General features: G+C 36.3%; 16 protein-coding genes and 1 riboswitch. Of the genes, 4 read left to right on the top strand and 12 right to left on the bottom strand.

Going from position 1 to position 16525, the window contains the following annotated elements:
- From BCR21_RS07615 to BCR21_RS07645, 7 genes are all read right to left on the bottom strand, one after another.
- On the bottom strand, nucleotides 1–834 hold the full coding sequence (locus BCR21_RS07615) for a hypothetical protein (RefSeq protein ID WP_069645887.1): 834 nt from the start codon (nucleotides 832–834) through the stop codon (nucleotides 1–3).
- Nucleotides 835–1085: 251 nt separating this feature from the next.
- Nucleotides 1086–1514, bottom strand: coding sequence for a hypothetical protein (locus BCR21_RS07620; RefSeq protein ID WP_069645888.1), 429 nt, complete (start codon nucleotides 1512–1514; stop codon nucleotides 1086–1088).
- A gap of 14 nt (nucleotides 1515–1528) precedes the next feature.
- The gene (locus BCR21_RS07625) at nucleotides 1529–3046 is read right to left on the bottom strand and encodes a hypothetical protein (RefSeq protein ID WP_069645889.1); all 1518 of its coding nucleotides are present in this window, start codon (nucleotides 3044–3046) and stop codon (nucleotides 1529–1531) included.
- Nucleotides 3036–3392 carry a DUF3958 family protein gene (locus BCR21_RS07630; protein WP_069645890.1) on the bottom strand — a complete coding sequence of 119 codons (357 nt, stop codon included), beginning with the start codon at nucleotides 3390–3392 and terminating at the stop codon, nucleotides 3036–3038. Before BCR21_RS07630 ends, BCR21_RS07625 begins: the two co-directional genes overlap by 11 nt.
- A 17-nt stretch (nucleotides 3393–3409) precedes the next feature.
- Nucleotides 3410–3688 carry a TIGR04197 family type VII secretion effector gene (locus BCR21_RS07635; protein ID WP_069645891.1) on the bottom strand — a complete coding sequence of 93 codons (279 nt, stop codon included), beginning with the start codon at nucleotides 3686–3688 and terminating at the stop codon, nucleotides 3410–3412.
- A 1299-nt stretch (nucleotides 3689–4987) separates the two neighbouring features.
- Nucleotides 4988–6223, bottom strand: a complete 1236-nt coding sequence (locus BCR21_RS07640; protein ID WP_069645892.1) for an MFS transporter — start codon at nucleotides 6221–6223, stop codon at nucleotides 4988–4990.
- Nucleotides 6224–6348: 125 nt separating this feature from the next.
- A complete protein-coding gene (locus tag BCR21_RS07645; RefSeq protein WP_069645893.1) occupies nucleotides 6349–6822 on the bottom strand; it encodes a MarR family winged helix-turn-helix transcriptional regulator in 474 nt (157 codons plus the stop codon).
- Between the two features lie 213 nt (nucleotides 6823–7035).
- A riboswitch (Lysine riboswitch) is annotated at nucleotides 7036–7207 on the top strand.
- A gap of 148 nt (nucleotides 7208–7355) precedes the next feature.
- On the opposite strand from BCR21_RS07645, the gene BCR21_RS07650 reads away from it, so the two are divergent.
- Nucleotides 7356–8945: an ABC transporter permease subunit gene (locus BCR21_RS07650; RefSeq protein ID WP_069645894.1), complete on the top strand. Its 1590-nt coding sequence runs from the start codon at nucleotides 7356–7358 to the stop codon at nucleotides 8943–8945.
- A 9-nt stretch (nucleotides 8946–8954) separates the two neighbouring features.
- Nucleotides 8955–9698, top strand: coding sequence for an amino acid ABC transporter ATP-binding protein (locus tag BCR21_RS07655; RefSeq protein WP_205684835.1), 744 nt, complete (start codon nucleotides 8955–8957; stop codon nucleotides 9696–9698).
- A gap of 44 nt (nucleotides 9699–9742) precedes the next feature.
- On the opposite strand, the gene BCR21_RS07660 is transcribed toward BCR21_RS07655, so the two are convergent.
- From BCR21_RS07660 to BCR21_RS07680, 5 genes are all read right to left on the bottom strand, one after another.
- Complete coding sequence (locus tag BCR21_RS07660; protein ID WP_069645896.1) at nucleotides 9743–10309, bottom strand: LOG family protein; 567 nt, start codon at nucleotides 10307–10309, stop codon at nucleotides 9743–9745.
- Between the two features lie 29 nt (nucleotides 10310–10338).
- The gene (locus BCR21_RS07665; protein WP_069645897.1) at nucleotides 10339–10977 is read right to left on the bottom strand and encodes a histidine phosphatase family protein; all 639 of its coding nucleotides are present in this window, start codon (nucleotides 10975–10977) and stop codon (nucleotides 10339–10341) included.
- Between the two features lie 179 nt (nucleotides 10978–11156).
- A complete protein-coding gene (locus BCR21_RS07670) occupies nucleotides 11157–11876 on the bottom strand; it encodes a hypothetical protein (protein WP_069645898.1) in 720 nt (239 codons plus the stop codon).
- Complete coding sequence (locus tag BCR21_RS07675) at nucleotides 11863–14595, bottom strand: hypothetical protein (protein WP_139125630.1); 2733 nt, start codon at nucleotides 14593–14595, stop codon at nucleotides 11863–11865. The genes BCR21_RS07670 and BCR21_RS07675 overlap by 14 nt, the downstream gene beginning before the upstream one ends.
- 122 nt (nucleotides 14596–14717) lie before the next feature.
- A complete protein-coding gene (locus BCR21_RS07680) occupies nucleotides 14718–15335 on the bottom strand; it encodes a hypothetical protein (protein WP_069645900.1) in 618 nt (205 codons plus the stop codon).
- Nucleotides 15336–15612: 277 nt separating this feature from the next.
- Here BCR21_RS07680 and BCR21_RS07685 point away from each other — a divergent pair, with 277 nt between their 5' ends.
- Together BCR21_RS07685 and BCR21_RS07690 are read left to right on the top strand one after the other, a co-directional pair.
- On the top strand, nucleotides 15613–15957 hold the full coding sequence (locus tag BCR21_RS07685; protein WP_069645901.1) for a MazG nucleotide pyrophosphohydrolase domain-containing protein: 345 nt from the start codon (nucleotides 15613–15615) through the stop codon (nucleotides 15955–15957).
- Nucleotides 15954–16442, top strand: coding sequence for a GNAT family N-acetyltransferase (locus BCR21_RS07690; RefSeq protein ID WP_069645902.1), 489 nt, complete (start codon nucleotides 15954–15956; stop codon nucleotides 16440–16442). The genes BCR21_RS07685 and BCR21_RS07690 overlap by 4 nt, the downstream gene beginning before the upstream one ends.
- The last annotated feature ends 83 nt before the right edge of the window (nucleotides 16443–16525 follow it).

Genomic DNA, 16525 nt, shown 5'->3' on the forward strand with positions numbered 1-16525 from the left:
TCAAGGTTTTGGAACAGGATACGTAGTCCAAACGTTACTCAATTCATCATAAACGATTTTTATATACGTTTCACCTTTTGTTCCAACAATTTTTCCAGTATCAATGATTCTAGAAAAAGAATTTTGACCTTGACTTCCTACTCCATTAGGTATGGTTTCTACTATTTTCCCGTTCTTTAATGCATCTTCAACTATTTTATTAGCTTCTTCAGCTGTTGAAACATTAAATTTTCTAGCACGTTTAGCAGTTGAACCATTCAAATGTTTATTTTTAATTTCAAAATCTTTGATATTTATTTTTTGTTTTTCTCCATTAACAGGAGCCTTCACCTTCGATGGTTTCTCCTTCACACTCTGAATCTTCTTACCTGGCGCACTGATCGTTTTTTTAGGTTTTCCAATAGCAGGAACTTTTCGCCCACTACCCACGATCGGTGGTTTTTTCGGCGTTTGCCCCGCTTTTCCTTTACCCACATTCGTAATCTGCTTAGCTCCAACACCTAACGCTGCTAAACTATTGACTAACGACGCTCCTCTTGCAAGTCTTTCTGCTGGTGTTAATTTTTTCCCTGTCTTACTATCGATTCCTGTTCTCACTTCTTCAAACAGTCGTAAATTCTGTTCTACTAAAAGATCTGTCACACCTTTTTCTCTGTCTGTCTTGAAGTAATCTGGACCATACTTTTCCAGCATTCGAGCAACCCAGTCATTAAATAGAAATGATTTCTCGATATCTTCTGGATCAGCTGTCGTTCGACCTTTTTTGACCCAACACCAGACTTTTCCGCCCTTAAAATCAATTTGCCTGTACTCTAAGCCATCCATATTCGGCATTTGATTTTTTCTTAATTTTTTTGATGCCCTAAAAAACGGTATCAGTATTTTTTTACTGTACCGTTTCAATAATCTAAATTTCATCTGATTATTCAACAAATAAACCTTTGAAATGTCTAGAAAAATCTCTGGAATTTTTTCACAATAAATACGACTCGCTTTTGTTAGCTATTGATAACCTGATTAGTGAGTGTATCAATGCTTTATCACTTTATTATCAGTCTCGTGATAAAGCGCCTTTTTTTGTTTAATTATGAAATTTCAGCTTTTATCGCTATCAACTCGTTATTATTTATATAGAAAGAAAGATTTTTAGAAATAATACTTTTATCATACAATTCTAATTCAGAAAAATATAAAATAAAATATTCTTTGTTTTTAAAAACCCGCACCACTGGAACTTCTACAGATTTTTCTGTGTCTATCAGAGGGAAGCCATTTTGAACTAAAGTATTTTTGCTCTTTACTAAAGAAATTTCTTCATCTAATTGTACGGGAAATATACACTCAATTTCTCCAAGCACGCCTTCTTCATCCAGCCACATCATTACATTTTGTTCAACACGATATGGAATGAAATCATCATTCATTCTCTCCGTTAAAATATCAAAGTTTTCAACAGATTCCTCATAAATATTTTCACTAGCTACGACTTCATCTAATTTATTTTTTATCTTCAACAATGTACCCTCCTCTATTTTTTAAAACTTGCTGGCCAAATTCCCACTATTTCTTTAGTTGTAGGATTAACAAAAACAGAAGTATTTGTTTTTGGATTAATATATTCAACACTTCCTGGTTTAGCTGAAATTGGTTTACTATTTAAAGCATCAATAATGTCATCAATCATGATATCTTTTCTACCAGACTTGAAAAGAGAATTGTATGCATGTTGGTTTAGTTTTGTTCCATCAGGAAATCCATTTTTCAATACTTCATCAAATTGTGGTCTTCTTAATGCTCTTAAATCAGGATTTCCATTTGCATTATATATTTTTCCAGTCCCTTTCACAGGAGCCTTCACCTTCGATGGTTTCCCCTTCACACTCTGAATCTTCTTACCTGGCGCACTGATCGTTTTTTTAGGTTTTCCAATAGCTGGAACTTTTCGCCCACTACCCACGATCGGTGGTTTTTTCGGCGTTTGTCCCGCTTTTCCTTTACCCACATTCGTAATCTGCTTAGCTCCAACACCTAACGCTGCTAAACTATTGACTAACGACGCTCCTCTTGCAAGTCTTTCTGCTGGTGTTAATTTTTTCCCTGTCTTACTATCGATTCCTGTTCTCACTTCTTCAAACAGTCGTAAATTCTGTTCTACTAAAAGATCTGTCACACCTTTTTCTCTGTCTGTCTTGAAGTAATCTGGACCATACTTTTCCAGCATCCGAGCAACCCAGTCATTAAATAGAAATGATTTCTCGATATCTTCTGGATCAGCTGTCGTTCGACCTTTTTTGACCCAGCACCAGACTTTTCCGCCGTTAAAATCAATTTGCTTATATTCTAAGCCATCCATATTCGGCATTTGATCTTTAAGTCGTTCTTTCTCTCGATCTTGCCACTTTTTACCGATTGTATCCATCCAAGAACGGTCATTTAAATTGGCATTTGAAAAGGTGCCTTTATTGGCGTTAAATCCTTTTCCCCCACTGACTTGTGCCAATCCTTGATTCACTGCACTTTTTAAACTTGTGACCTCTGTAAAAATCATAGTGGAAAATGCGTGAAATGCCAAGAGTTTTTGTAATTGTTTTTCTAATTTTGCTTTGGCGCTGGTGTAATCACTAATCAGTCCGTTGGCTTCTCGGAGATGTTGCGCTCGCTCACTTGAGACTGGTAGTAATTGTTTAACTTGATTGATTTGATTTTGCATGCCTTGTATCTGAGTTTCGTAGCGTTGGATTTCTCTTTCTAGTTCTGATGATTTCAAATCACAACTGTCAACTTCTGAAACATAGTCAGATGGCAGCTTTGCTACGGCTTTTGCAGTTGCTTCGACAACAAGGATTGCCCCTTGGATTAGTGGAACATAGGCTTCTTTGAAATAGCCTTTCGCTGAATCATACGCTAAACTTCTTAATACTTGATCCGCTGTAAAATTGCCCACAGCATCTTGTAAGCTGTTAAGACCATTTCCATAGTTGTCACAAACGGTAGTCGTCGTACTGCCTTGTGTTTTTGAAGGGCCTAGATACATATCAACGCTCATCTTCGTCCTCCATTTCGATTAATACTTTCTTTTTTTCATAATATAAGTGATCTTTCTCATCTTCTAACTGACGACTTTCTTTGTGTAATCGTTCTTTTTCATCTTCTAATTGATAGAAAATCGCTTGTTGTTTTTGTTTGGTTTGCCAATGTAATTCTTCTGCTAAATAATTTCCTTCTGCGTCGCCTACAAATGTTTCAAAGCGTTGAATAAGTTGATTCCCTTCATAAAAAAGTTCTTGATAGGTTTCTTCCATTCGTTGCACAATCCGTTTTGTTTGGGCTGTTTCATCTAATTGGTTTTCAATTTGTCGCTCTTTTAATGAAAGCTCATCCCATTTGTTCATTTCGTTCTCCACATTATTTACCATGGTGCACTCATCAGTTTGCTAATGGTTGCGTCAACTGCTTCAAATTCTGCGGCAACACTTTTTAGATTATTGGCATCTGTGGCAATTGCCGCATTGATTGTCATGATCATCGCACGCATCTCTTCGATCGCTTGTTGTGCGGTCTCGTTTCCAGCAATGGTTGATTGTCCATCACTGACTATCAGCCCGCCACTGCTTAACCCAGACATCGCTGTAAAAATCCCTGACGCCAACTCGCCAGCTACAGCGCTATCGCTATTAATTCCTTTCATTCCATTCACTCCTTTAATGGTGTCTAAAAAATTTTATAATCAATTCTTAAAGACATATTAATGTTACCATACGGATTTTTTTCAATTTTGCTAAATTTTCTGATTAGCAAGAAAAATATGAGAATATTTTGTATTTTGTCAAAATTGTCCTATTTTTCGGCCAATTTTGATAACTTGCAAATTCTCTCTTGACTGTCATCGCGTCTTTAAGTTAAGATTACCTTACAACATAAAATAAAAAAAGGCGCCCTGTCAGAAGACGGTAATCTTCAAAACAGAGCCCTGTATTATCAGCACAAACTAATAATACAAGTTGCCTCGTCAATATAGGATATTGATTACTCTTATTGTTCATTTTCCTCAATAAGATTAGTTAATGGTTATTTAGCGAACGCTTCATGGTATTAGTAGCTGACTAATATCATTTTTTTGTGTTGAAATCAAGTAATTAGAGCGAAAACAAAATAAAAAGGCACTCTGTAAATGGGCGGTAACCCAATTACAGAGCCCTATATTATCAGCACAAACTAATAATATAAGTTGCCCAAGTCGATATTTTCATATCAACTCTTTCATTTTACTCAATTTTTGTAAGAAATACTAGTACTTTTTACAGATTTTGTTATTTTAGAGCAGTTGGTGGTTATTTGTTGAACTTTTGCACAGTATTAGTTGGTAGCTAATGCTGTATTTTTTCGCTCTTTTTATAAATAGTAAGCACCTTTTTTATCCTTTTTCAATACGTTCTTTCGCATTGGGTGCTTGCGAGCTGGTGTTACTGGATTTGATTACTACCATACTTTCCCCATTCAATCTAAAAAGACAGCCGAGTCAATGCGTATAAAAATGGTCGGTAACAGATAAATAAAAAATTTCTTAAGTTTACTTGATTGGGTGGTGCAATGTAACGATTTATTCTCAGTACATCAGTACTCTTAAAAATCCGTCTGGCGGAAGATGGGTTTTTAAGCAAAAAATAGCAGATTTTGCAGAGTCTGCTGATTTCAAATAGTTGCTTATCGATTCTTTCATACCGTTTCATCATAATTCTACCATTTATGCTAACACTAGGTAAGCAACTATTTGTTTTAAACTTCATAGGATAATTAACGTTCCTATACATATAGTTATACCTTATTTTAGCGCTACAATCAACAGGAAAAGTACGTAATTTCTTACCAAATGCATAGCCTGAACGAGTATAATTCAATTTGTCTATTTACTCTTGAAAGAAGGCGATGTATGATTGTTTTCTCTTTCTTCTACATAGGAAAATTGTACTCGGTTAATGCTTTTGATCTAAGCTGCTGCCCTTCCCTTAACCAAAACAGCAATTGCAGCTGCAAGCAAAATCATTCCCATAAAAGCAGGTGCAGCCGATCCTAGTATTACATAAAGTTGCCCACCAATAATTGGTCCGATGATTCTTGCTAACGATTGAATCGATTGGCTCCCGCCTTGAACACGGCCTTGTTCACTCGAATCAGCTGATTTTGAGACCATTCCATTGAAAGCTGGGCCAAAAATCGAATCACCAAAACCAAAGATAAACATCCCAACAATGAAAAATGGATAGAAAGAAAATACTGCAGATGCCCCAATCAGGCCATACCCTATAATCTCTGAACTCATACCTAAAATAACAATCTGTTTATCACTCAGTTTCAGTAAGAGCCGCGGCATAATAAAGCCTTGCGAAAGAATATCCTGAATCCCCATAATCGAAAAGACCAGACCGATCAGAGCAGGTTTCCAATTAAATGTATCGATTGTAAATTGTGACAAAATAGCCTGTAGCGAACCGCTCGGAATCCAAAGTAAGAATGCGGAGATAAGCAGACGATTTAAATTTTTCATAGATAATACATGGAATAGTTGAAGAAACGGATTTAATCTTGAGAGAGTAATTTCTTTTAGACGATTATTCTTATCTAGACTTTCCGGCATAAAAAAGTAGCCATAAACAACATTCAGCAATGTGATCACCGCACCAAAATACAAGGGCGCAGCATATCCAAATTTTGCCGCTAACACACCACCTAATGCAGGTCCCATAACCGAACCCACGCCTGTGACTGCACTGACCCAGCCAAAGTATTTCGTTCGTTGTTCTCTTGGGGTGATATCGGCAAAGTAAGCAAAAATGGTACTAATACTTCCTCCTGTGATCCCTTCAATGATTCGTCCAGCAAATAACACCCATAAAGAACCGCCGATTCCAAAAACTAAGAAGCCCATTGCAGCTCCTAAAAGACTGAATAATAGCAACGGACGTCGCCCGAACCTATCGCTTAAAGCGCCAAGAATTGGGGCTGAAAAAAACATGCAGACAGCATACACTGAAATTAAAAGGGTAACAACAATTGCTTGATTATTTGGATTAACGATATACGGTTGGACTAAAAACGGGATGACAGGTGTGATGATACTAAATCCTATTCCGATTAGAAATACAGAGATCAGTCCAAAGACTAACGCATGTTTATCTTTGGTTGGCTCCCTCTTTATTTTATTTTGTGATTTAAATTTAGACATAGATAGTTCTCCTTGATCATTTTTAGTTTCCTTGGAAACATATACATCTTACTTCCGTTTTGTTTCTTTGTCAACAAAAAAAACAAACCAACTCTTAAAGAATTGGCTTGCTGAATAGAAATATTTTATTCTGACTTGATATCTATGCCTTGTTTCCTCATTTCTTCATCTAAATGCTCACTATATTTTTCTACGAAACGAAGCATGTCATCAAATTGCTTTTCCGTAACATCTTCAAAGACCACTTGATCACGTTCTCGAAACTCTTTATGAAGGGTTTCATGGATATTAAAAATCCGCTGCCCTTGCTCCGTAAGCCGAAAATAGATTTCTTTTTTGTTCTCTGGTTTTTGGTAGCTTGCGATTAAGTCTTTTTTTAGAAGTTTCTTCGTAATTTTACTGATAGCGCCTCTTGTCATATACAAAGAGTCCGCAAGTTTAGTCACATTGGGATCTACAGTTTTACCGATTGATTCGATACAATGAACTTCAGAAGGTTTGTATTCTTTAAGCGCTGCTTCCATCTTTTGTTTATTTAACCAAGATAGTTTGTTAAATAGCTTTCTCAATTCCAACGTTGTCTGTTGTTTTTTATTCATGACCGCTCTCCCTTTCACCGTTGAATCATTTATTCTAGTATAATGACTTTTTGTTTCTTTTTCAACAATATCCAAGTACTTGAAAAAGAATGCCTGCCTTTTCTCGTTATCACGTAGATTAGAAAATACTCAATCTACCTAAGCCAAATATTGACTTTTCAAGGTAATTATCGTACACTATGAACTTGAATCTGATAATTAAATAGTACCTCAAATTGAGGTAGAGGTTGCGTTTTTTATTAAGCTTGCGGAGTGAGAGGACACGTCGAAGCAAGTCTAGGAAAAATCGCCGAAATGCATAACAGCCTCCCTGTTATGTGTTGGGACGTAAGCGAACAACTTACGGACTGTCTTAGTAGTGATGCTAAGTTGCGCTATGTTTTTGTTGAGAGTACCTGACGATAGTAGGCAACCATGCATTTTTGTATGGTTGTTTTTTGCGTAAAGAAGAATATGTTAGACACATTCTTCAAAACTCTTTAAACTAAATTATAGTAGAAAAAATTCAAGAGTTAAAAGAAAGGAAGAAAAACATGAACAAGAAATCATTTTCACTTGGCTTATTCTTCGCAATCATTTTAAGCGTGTTCTGTGCGCCAATATTTAGCCAAGCAGAAACAAATACAAACGGTGAATTCCGTGTTGGGATGGAGGCAGGCTACGCCCCGTTTAACTGGTCACAAAAAACAGACGCAAATGGCGCTGTACCTATTCAAGGAAATTCTTCCTATGCAGGAGGTTATGATGTCCAAATCGCGAAAAAAATTGCGGATGGACTGGATAAAAAACTCGTTATCGTGCAAACAAAATGGGACGGTTTAGCCCCTGCCTTACAATCTGGAAAAATCGATGCGATCATTGCTGGGATGAGCCCAACTGCTGAACGTCGTAAAGAAATCGACTTTACTGATCCTTATTATGAATCACAATTAGTCGTTGTCGTTCAGAAAAAAGGCAAGTTTGCAGATGCGAAAAATTTGAAAGATTTATCAGGTGCCAAAATCACTGCGCAGTTAAATACTTTCCATTATAGTGTAATCGATCAAATTCCTGGCGTTAGCAAACAACAAGCGATGGATAATTTCTCCGCGATGAGAACGGCACTTGCTTCTGGTATGATCGATGGCTATGTCAGTGAACGTCCAGAAGGCGTAACGGCGACAAGTGTTAATAAAGACTTAGAAATGCTTGAGTTCTCTAAAGAAAATGGTTTCCAAACAAATGCAGAAGATGTTCAAATCGCAGTGGGTATGCGTAAAGCTGATCCTGAAATCGCTAAAGTCAATCAGATCCTATCTGGTATTTCCTCAGATGAACGGACAAAAATCATGGATCAAGCTGTCAAAGATCAACCTGCGGCTGAAACAAGTGATAGCGAAAAAACGGGTGTTTTAGCTGATTTTAAAAACATCTGGGATCAATATGGTGGTATGTTCTTACGTGGTGCAGGTTTAACCTTATTTATCGCCTTGATAGGAACCTTTGTCGGAACGGCTTTAGGTTTATTGATCGGCGTTGTTCGCACGGTTCCAGAATCTGAAAATAAAGTGAAACGTTTCTTCCAAAAATTAGGCAATGCCTTGCTTTCTATTTATATTGAAGTGTTCCGTGGTACACCAATGATGGTACAAGCAATGGTTATCTTCTATGGTTTAGCCTTAGCCTTCGGGATTTCTCTGGATCGAACAGTCGCAGCCTTGTTTATCGTTTCTATCAATACTGGTGCTTATATGTCTGAAATCGTCCGTGGTGGAATCTTCGCTGTTGATCAAGGGCAATTTGAAGCAGCACAAGCAATTGGGATGACACATGGCCAAACGATGCGCAAAGTTGTCGTTCCTCAAGTATTGCGTAATATTTTACCCGCTACAGGGAATGAATTTGTCATCAATATTAAAGATACAGCTGTTTTGAGTGTTATTGGAGTAGCTGACTTATTCTTCCAAGGGAATTCTGCATCTGGCGCAAACTTCCAATTCTTCCAAACATTTACGATCGTTGGGATCATGTACTTGATCATGACCTATGCAATCACTCGTGTATTACGTGTCGTTGAGAAGAAAATGGATGGACCTTCTGCCTATGTAAAACTAGATGAAGCAGAAAATCTAAAAGAAAGCTAAGAGGAGAGCATGATGAACCAAATTATTGAAGTCGAGCATCTAAGAAAAAGCTTTGGTGAAAATGAAGTGTTAAAAGATATCAATGTGGCAGTAAATAAAGGAGAAGTCGTGACGATCATCGGCTCTTCTGGTTCGGGTAAGTCAACCCTTTTACGTTGCATAAACTTATTAGAGAAACCTACAGGTGGCAAAATCATCTATAATGGTGAAAATGTCTTAGAACGTGGCTATAACTTACCAAAATATCGAACGCACTTAGGTATGGTATTCCAATCGTTCAACCTGTTTAATAATATGAATGTTTTAGAAAATTGTACATCTGGACAAATTACCGTCTTAAAACGAGATAAAGAAGAAGCTAAAAAAGTTGCTCTAGAGAATCTTGTAAAAGTTGGTATGGAGCGTTTTGTAGATGCAAAACCTTCTCAACTTTCTGGCGGGCAAAAACAACGTGTCGCAATAGCTCGAGCATTATCGATGAATCCTGATGTGATGCTTTTCGATGAACCCACTTCAGCACTTGATCCTGAAATGGTCGGCGAAGTATTGAAAACAATGAAGGATTTAGCTCATACAGGGTTAACGATGATCGTCGTAACCCATGAAATGGAATTTGCGAAAGAAGTTTCTGATCGTGTGATTTTTATGGATAAAGGTGTGATCGCGGAAGAAGGAACAGCGGAAGATATTTTCGTTCATCCAAAAGAAGTTCGAACGAAAGAATTTTTACACCGTATCTTATCTAAATCCTAAGCAAAAAACTCGTTTGAATGGTACATATTCAAACGAGTTTTTGCTTATTTATATTGTCTAACCGCTGGTGGTATGAATGCATCAATAAATTGTTGGATTTCATCCAACGAATCCGAAAAGAAAATTTTGGACCGATCTTCCTTTGTTAAGAATCCATCTAAAACCATTTTATCAAAGAAATCAGCTAGTAAATCATAATATCCATCAACATTAAAAAAGATACATGGATTTTGATGTTCCCCTACACGTCCCCAGGAAACGACTTCCGATATTTCTTCTAATGTTCCAGGACCACCAGGTAACGCTAAATAACAGTCTGCTAAATCGATCATCTTACGTTTGCGTTCATGCATATCACTCACAATATGCATCTCAGTAATATTTTGATGCGCCAACTCTCGCTCTAATAAAAAAGTTGGCATAACTCCGATTGCCTTCCCACCATTTTCAATGACCGTGTCCGCTAAAATACCCATTAAGCCAACGTTCCCTCCGCCATAAACAAGATCGTAATCGTTCTGACTCATCCATTGTCCTAATTCTTTTGTTTGCTCTTTATAAATTTCCTTGTTTCCTAAACTGGCACCACAATAAACTGCCATTTTCTTCATGAAATCCCCACTTACGCTAGTTAAATTTTTTATGCCTCTTCATTTTTCGTTTGATATGAACTATCGTTAAATGATTTTATCGTATAGTTCTTTTGATTATTTTCTTTTTCTAAAATCGTGATACTTGTATTCGCAAGCGGTCCGCCTTCACGCCATTTTGCTTTTTCTTTTCCTACTAGTGAATTGATCAGTGTAATCAGTAAAACGCCGTGAGCGACGATCAACACCTTCCCATCTGGATATTCTTCACTGAGTTTTTCTATGGTCTGGGTTGAACGTGTCACTAAAGAATCAATCGTTTCTCCCATAAAAGCTGTAGGATCATATAAGTCTGGTCGCGTTCGCAAATGATCTGTTTGTTCATCTGTATGATCAATTTCGACACCTTCACGTTTACCGAATTTGATTTCCCTTAAATTGTCATGGTACTGAAGTGTTAGTCCATCTAAAAAATTATTTTCTTTAAGAATGTAATTTGCGGTGTCCATTGCTCTTTTTTGAGTGCTGACAGCTACTACATCGAACGAAATATCACTTAGATAGCGTCCTGCTTGAATCGCTTGTTCAATTCCGATTGGCAATAAGGGTGAATCGATATCTCCGCCTTGGAATCGTAAACTTAAATTCAGTTCAGTCTTACCATGTCTAACAAAATAAAATGTAGTCATTTGTTCTATCCCCTCCATTTTTTCTAACTGTTCCTTACACTTGATTATGATACTACAAATATAATCATTTTGCGCCACTTCTACTATTTTATTTTTGGCACTTCTTAGTTCTGCAGAAAAAGACCTAAACAACACATCTAGCATTTTGTTCAGATCTTATTTTATCATTTTTTAGGTTCTTAGTTTTTTACTTGAACAGTTAAATTAACAATCGAGGTTGTTTGTTCCTTTTTTGTCTTTTGATCATAGATCTTCGCCTTAGCATATGCTTGATATTCCCCTTGGGCTAAATCCTTCGTTAGCTTTCCTTTATTGATATATTGACCTGGGTAGATACTGCCAGATTCATAGATCAAATCATTTTCCTCTTGTAAAAAAACTTCTACTGCAATGATACTTTTGTTTTGTTCTGGATTGATTATCTGGATTTTTCCATTTTCTTTTGCTGAATTGAAAATCAGTTCAGTATCCATCTGCAGATTAAAATAACCATCATCTACAGCCGATTGCATTTTTTTGATTAGTTCATTTTTATCGATTTTTTTTGCATCCTTGATATCCGGCGCAAGTTCGCTTGGGATTATGCTTGTCTGAACTAGTTCTTCTTGATTTTTTATGTGCCATAAGTAACCTCCTAAAGTACAAATCAAGACGATTAATAAAGTCAGATATAACCATTTTTTAAAAGAATGTTTTTGTATTGAAATGCCCTGGAATTGCTCGCTATCTTTTTTCTTAACTTCTATGAGCAATGGGATATGATTGGTCGCTACCTCAAAGTCAAATTCTTTTATATCCTCAATTTTTGGGTCCACTTTTTTTATAGCTGTGATCAACTCTTGCTTTGTTGTGTATTTTTTTGGATCTAAATACATTCGTTGTCTTTTAGTTTTCATCATTCACCTGAAATCCTAGTTTAATTTTATACTGTGGTTGTAACAATTTTTCGTATGTGCCAAAATATGACCCTTGAAGAGTGAAGGTTTTACTGCTTTCTCCGGAGAGTTGACCTAAAACTTGTTCATCCATTGCTGTATTTAAATGGACTTCTGCATCTTCGGTTTTAATACTCATACTTGCTTGTTGTTTCTGTTTATCTTTATCAAATAAATCGACGAGTTCAAAATCTGAAACGGCTTCTTCTGTCAGCCCTAAAACACGTAATGTAATCGGAGCGGAACTGTTGTTTTTCACTTCATATTGGGGAGAAATAATTTGATTGGCTAGTAGATCGTTAGTGCCAAACAAAACTTTTTTTGGAATCATAACGTTGATTTTTTCCTTTTTATCCAGCACATTAATTTTTATGATCAGAATTTGTTCCTTGTATGCAAAACTAGCTTGATACTTTCCCGGTAAAGGGATTTCCTCTAAATCTGTTGATTGAACTTTAAAGTCATCGTTTGATAGTTCTTCTTTTTCGGACCAAATCTTTCTTTCAATTCGTTGATTTAAATAATCCGATATATCACCTGTCACATCTTCTGGATAAACGTCTATATCTAATCCCCAAAGTAAAAATCCTGTTGTTTCTGAGGTTAAAACCACTTGACTATGGTCATCATACACAAAAATCGGAACCATGATTTCACTAGTATTATTACTTGAGTCTGTCAATTTAACCATCACTTCTTGTCGTCCAACCTTTGCTTCTAATGGATTGATCACTTCAACAGTTGGAGGTATTTCACTGTTGTCATGAATATCTTTTAGTAATTTGGAGACATCTAATTCAGCGATTTCATTGATCGAAATGCCTTGTAGTATTGGTTTAGCGGTGGGCGGTAACGTATCAATAACCTGTTTATCAATTTGAGTTACGGCGCCTTCTCCTCCAACAGAAGCTGAAAATTTTACCGTTGAGCCTACTTGAAGTGCTTGAGGTAATTCATAGGTAAACGTACCATTTTTAGCAACTTTTATAGCTTGTTCAAAAGGAGTGCCATCTATGAAGAATCCCTTCATATTTACTGTAGCATCTGGGTGAGAGGTTCCTGTAATTTTCGTTGCTGTATCTTTTAGTTCTTCAACGGTTAGCGGAACAATCACTTCTGCAGCAAATCTAACTTTGGCTGTCTCGTCATCATAAATTGCAGCGTAAGTATCAGCAAAGTTACTATTTGTAGAGGAAATAATCTGAGTATTTCCTTTTTCCCGTCCATCGTGATTGATTGCGGCCGTCACATTAATAAATGCGCCTGTTGCAACAGATAAATTTCCTTTACGGTATAAATCAATTCGGCTGCTGTTCACAAACAGATTTCCTTGTCCATTGCCGATTAAATTGAAAATTTTCCCTGTAGTAGCAGGATTACTGTCAGAACGTCCATTTTGAAGAATCACTCTTTTGGTGGTTGCAGGAATCACAATTGGAATAGCATCTTCTAGCGATTCTTGTTCAAATATACTATAACGATTATTCGAATCGACCACCAAATCCATCCCTGCACTGATCACAAATTCACCAGTCGTACCTCTTAACGGAATGAATCTTGTCAAATCCATCCCTGTTTTTTTATTTTTTTTACTTTCATCCATTAGAGTAACAGAAGATCCTTCCCCAAATATATAATGTAACGGTCTCTTAGAAGTTGGTGACTCAATTAAATCACCAGAAACTTTCAATGTGAATGTCGCGTTCTCCCCAACATCTAATGTAAAGTTTTCATAGCCAGTCCCTGAAACAAACGACTTTTTGGTTTCAATTGAAACGACAGCATTTTCTAAAATCTCAACCCTTCCAGAACTTATTGAGCTTTGTTGTATAGATAAAAAAGGACCTACTCGAACATCATTGGAGAAACCATCGTGATTGATGGTTGTTTTTCCAGATAAGAATAAATGAGATGTTTCCGCAAATGCTTTATTGTAGCGTTCTAGAGTGCTTGTTTGAGTGAAACTAGAATCGTTGATAACGATTATTCCGTTTTTAGCAACAAAGGCTTGACCACCATTAGACGTATACTCCACAGCATCAAAATATTGTGTACCTATAATCTTTTCTTCAAATGAAATAATCCCGCCATTGTCTTTGTTATCAATAACAATATCTGACACAAAAACATCACCATACCCAAATGTTGCATCTAATGCATAAAGCCCCCTGTGCTGTTCTGTTTCAGCAAAAGTATTTAACGTCAGCTTATTTTTTTTATCTGCTTTATTGACACGCCCCAGTAAGCGAAAACCAGCAATTATTTCAGCTTGATCACCTGATAGCAATTCTACATCTGCAGTCAATACAATATTTTTCTTCAATTTGGCTGCTTCTAGAAATGCTTGGCGCGTGCTCACTTTTACATAAGTGTATCCCTCAATAACTATTTCTTCAGCTAGTGCAACGGGTTCCAGCTGATTCTCATTTTTGGGTGGTTCTAACTTATCGAGAGCTTCTGTTTCGGAATAGTCACTTGCTGGTTGATTTGGAGAATCTGTATTGACTTTGGGAAGTTCTATTATATGTAAGTTATCTTGAAGTTCATTTTTTTGTTGGTCGTTCTCCAGTTCACTCAAATTTTCTTCTTCACTTGCAATTGTTTCAGCAAATACTGGACTAATTTGTCCTAGTGATTGGAACGTAAGGAGAAACACCAAAAATATGTATTGTTTATTTTTCATGATCATTGTTACCTCACTTAAAAAGTTTTACGAATGAAGAAAGTTGATATGTATGCTTCACTTCTTATTTTCAACCTCTTCATTCGATTAAACTGGATAAAGAAGTTTAATTCTTAGTTGAATTATTGTACGTCAAACTTTAAAGATAAGTTGTATTTCGGTGTAAGCGGGCCCGTTTCAACAGTCGGATAAACACCTGAAAATTGTCCTTGTAAAGTGAAATCAACACTTCCCCCTGTAGTCAAGGCTTTAACTTCTGTTGCAGTATCTAAAAGTGAGCCATCCGTTTTGACCAAAGGAATAGTCACTGCGCCGTTATCTGCTACCATATTCAAATCAAGCCCTGAATCAATCGCATTAGCAACAGCTGTCACATTTTGTGCTGAGACTTTAACACCTTTAACAGAATTATTTTTAATTTCATATGTTGGTCCATAAACAGATCCTTTATCTGATTCTAATGATCCAAATAAAACAGTAACAGGCATCATCACATTGACCCATGAAGCATCTGTATCACTAGGTGTTGGCTGTTCTGGATCTGGTGCTTCTGTTGGATCAAACGTTCCTATCCAACCTTTTAATTCTATATCACCATTGTCCACTTTATCCAAGATTTGCTGATTATTTTGAATTGGATCAACATCACCTGCTTCATACGCTAAAACTTGACCACTATTCATTAGAACCCCTAATAAAATTAAACCACTCACCAAAACGACTTTTGTTTGTTTTTTCATAAAACGCTCCTAATTAGTTATTTTTCCAACTCATAATAGCATCTTGATATATAAAAGTAAACGCAAGGGGAAATTATACAAAAATTATACAAACCCTTATAAATAAACATCTAAACAGTATTTTATCCAAGAAAGAGAAATTTTTTTCCACAATTAAATAATATTTTTATAAACCTTCCATACAAAACGACTGTTATTTTAAAAAAACATTTACTTGGGTGTTTTCACTTTTCCGATTCTCTATGCTACCATAGTAAAATAGACTGGAGGGATTTATGTGAAACTTCAACACTACCAAGAATGGATCAGTGAATTTTACAAAAAAAGAGGATGGTACGAACTCAATTCGTTTATTCGTGTAGGCTTTTTATCTGAGGAAACTGGAGAAGTTGCTCGTGCTGTACGTGCTATAGAAATTGGTCGTGATCGTCCAGATGAAGAAGAAAAAACAACAGAAAGTCTAGTTCAGGATTTAACCGAAGAGCTCGGCGATGTTTTAGATAATATTTTTATTTTGGCCGACAAATACGATATTCGTTTTGAAGATATTTTAACCTCACATAAACAAAAACTAGAAGAACGTTTCTCTGAAATAAATACTACAAAAGAAGGTATAGAATGAAAAAAAATATAATGGTTCGACCAATTAAAGAAAGTGATTTTCCAGCATTACTCGAGATAGAAAATACGATTTGGTCAAATGAAAATTCTCCAGTACTTCATTATTATGAGTCTGTTGATGAATACAAAGAAAAAACAGATGGACGAATCATTTTTGTCGCTGCTGATGGGGACAACGTTCATGGATTTGTTGATGTTCATCATCCAACACCTCTGCTTTCTCATAAAAAACAATGGATGTTTGGTATCGGTGTTCATCCAGATAGTCAGTCATTGGGTATTGGTCGACAATTACTGGATTATTTAAAAGATGCCGCAGCTAAAGAAGGGATTCATAAAATTTCTTTGCGTGTCATGGGACCAAATACTAAAGCAATTCAGTTTTACCGTAAAAATGGGTTTATCCAAGAGGCTTTATTTAAAGATGAATTTTTTATCAACGGAACATTCTGTGATGATTATCAATTTGCCTATTTTGTCGATTAGTCTCAGCGTTCTTTAATGTTCTCAGAAAACCTCAAGCTTTTTCTGAAAATTAACTTGCTGTGCTCTTCTTATTCTGGTACTTT

Source organism: Enterococcus ureasiticus (assembly GCF_001730285.1).
GTDB classification, from domain to species: Bacteria; Bacillota; Bacilli; order Lactobacillales; family Enterococcaceae; genus Enterococcus_L; species Enterococcus_L ureasiticus.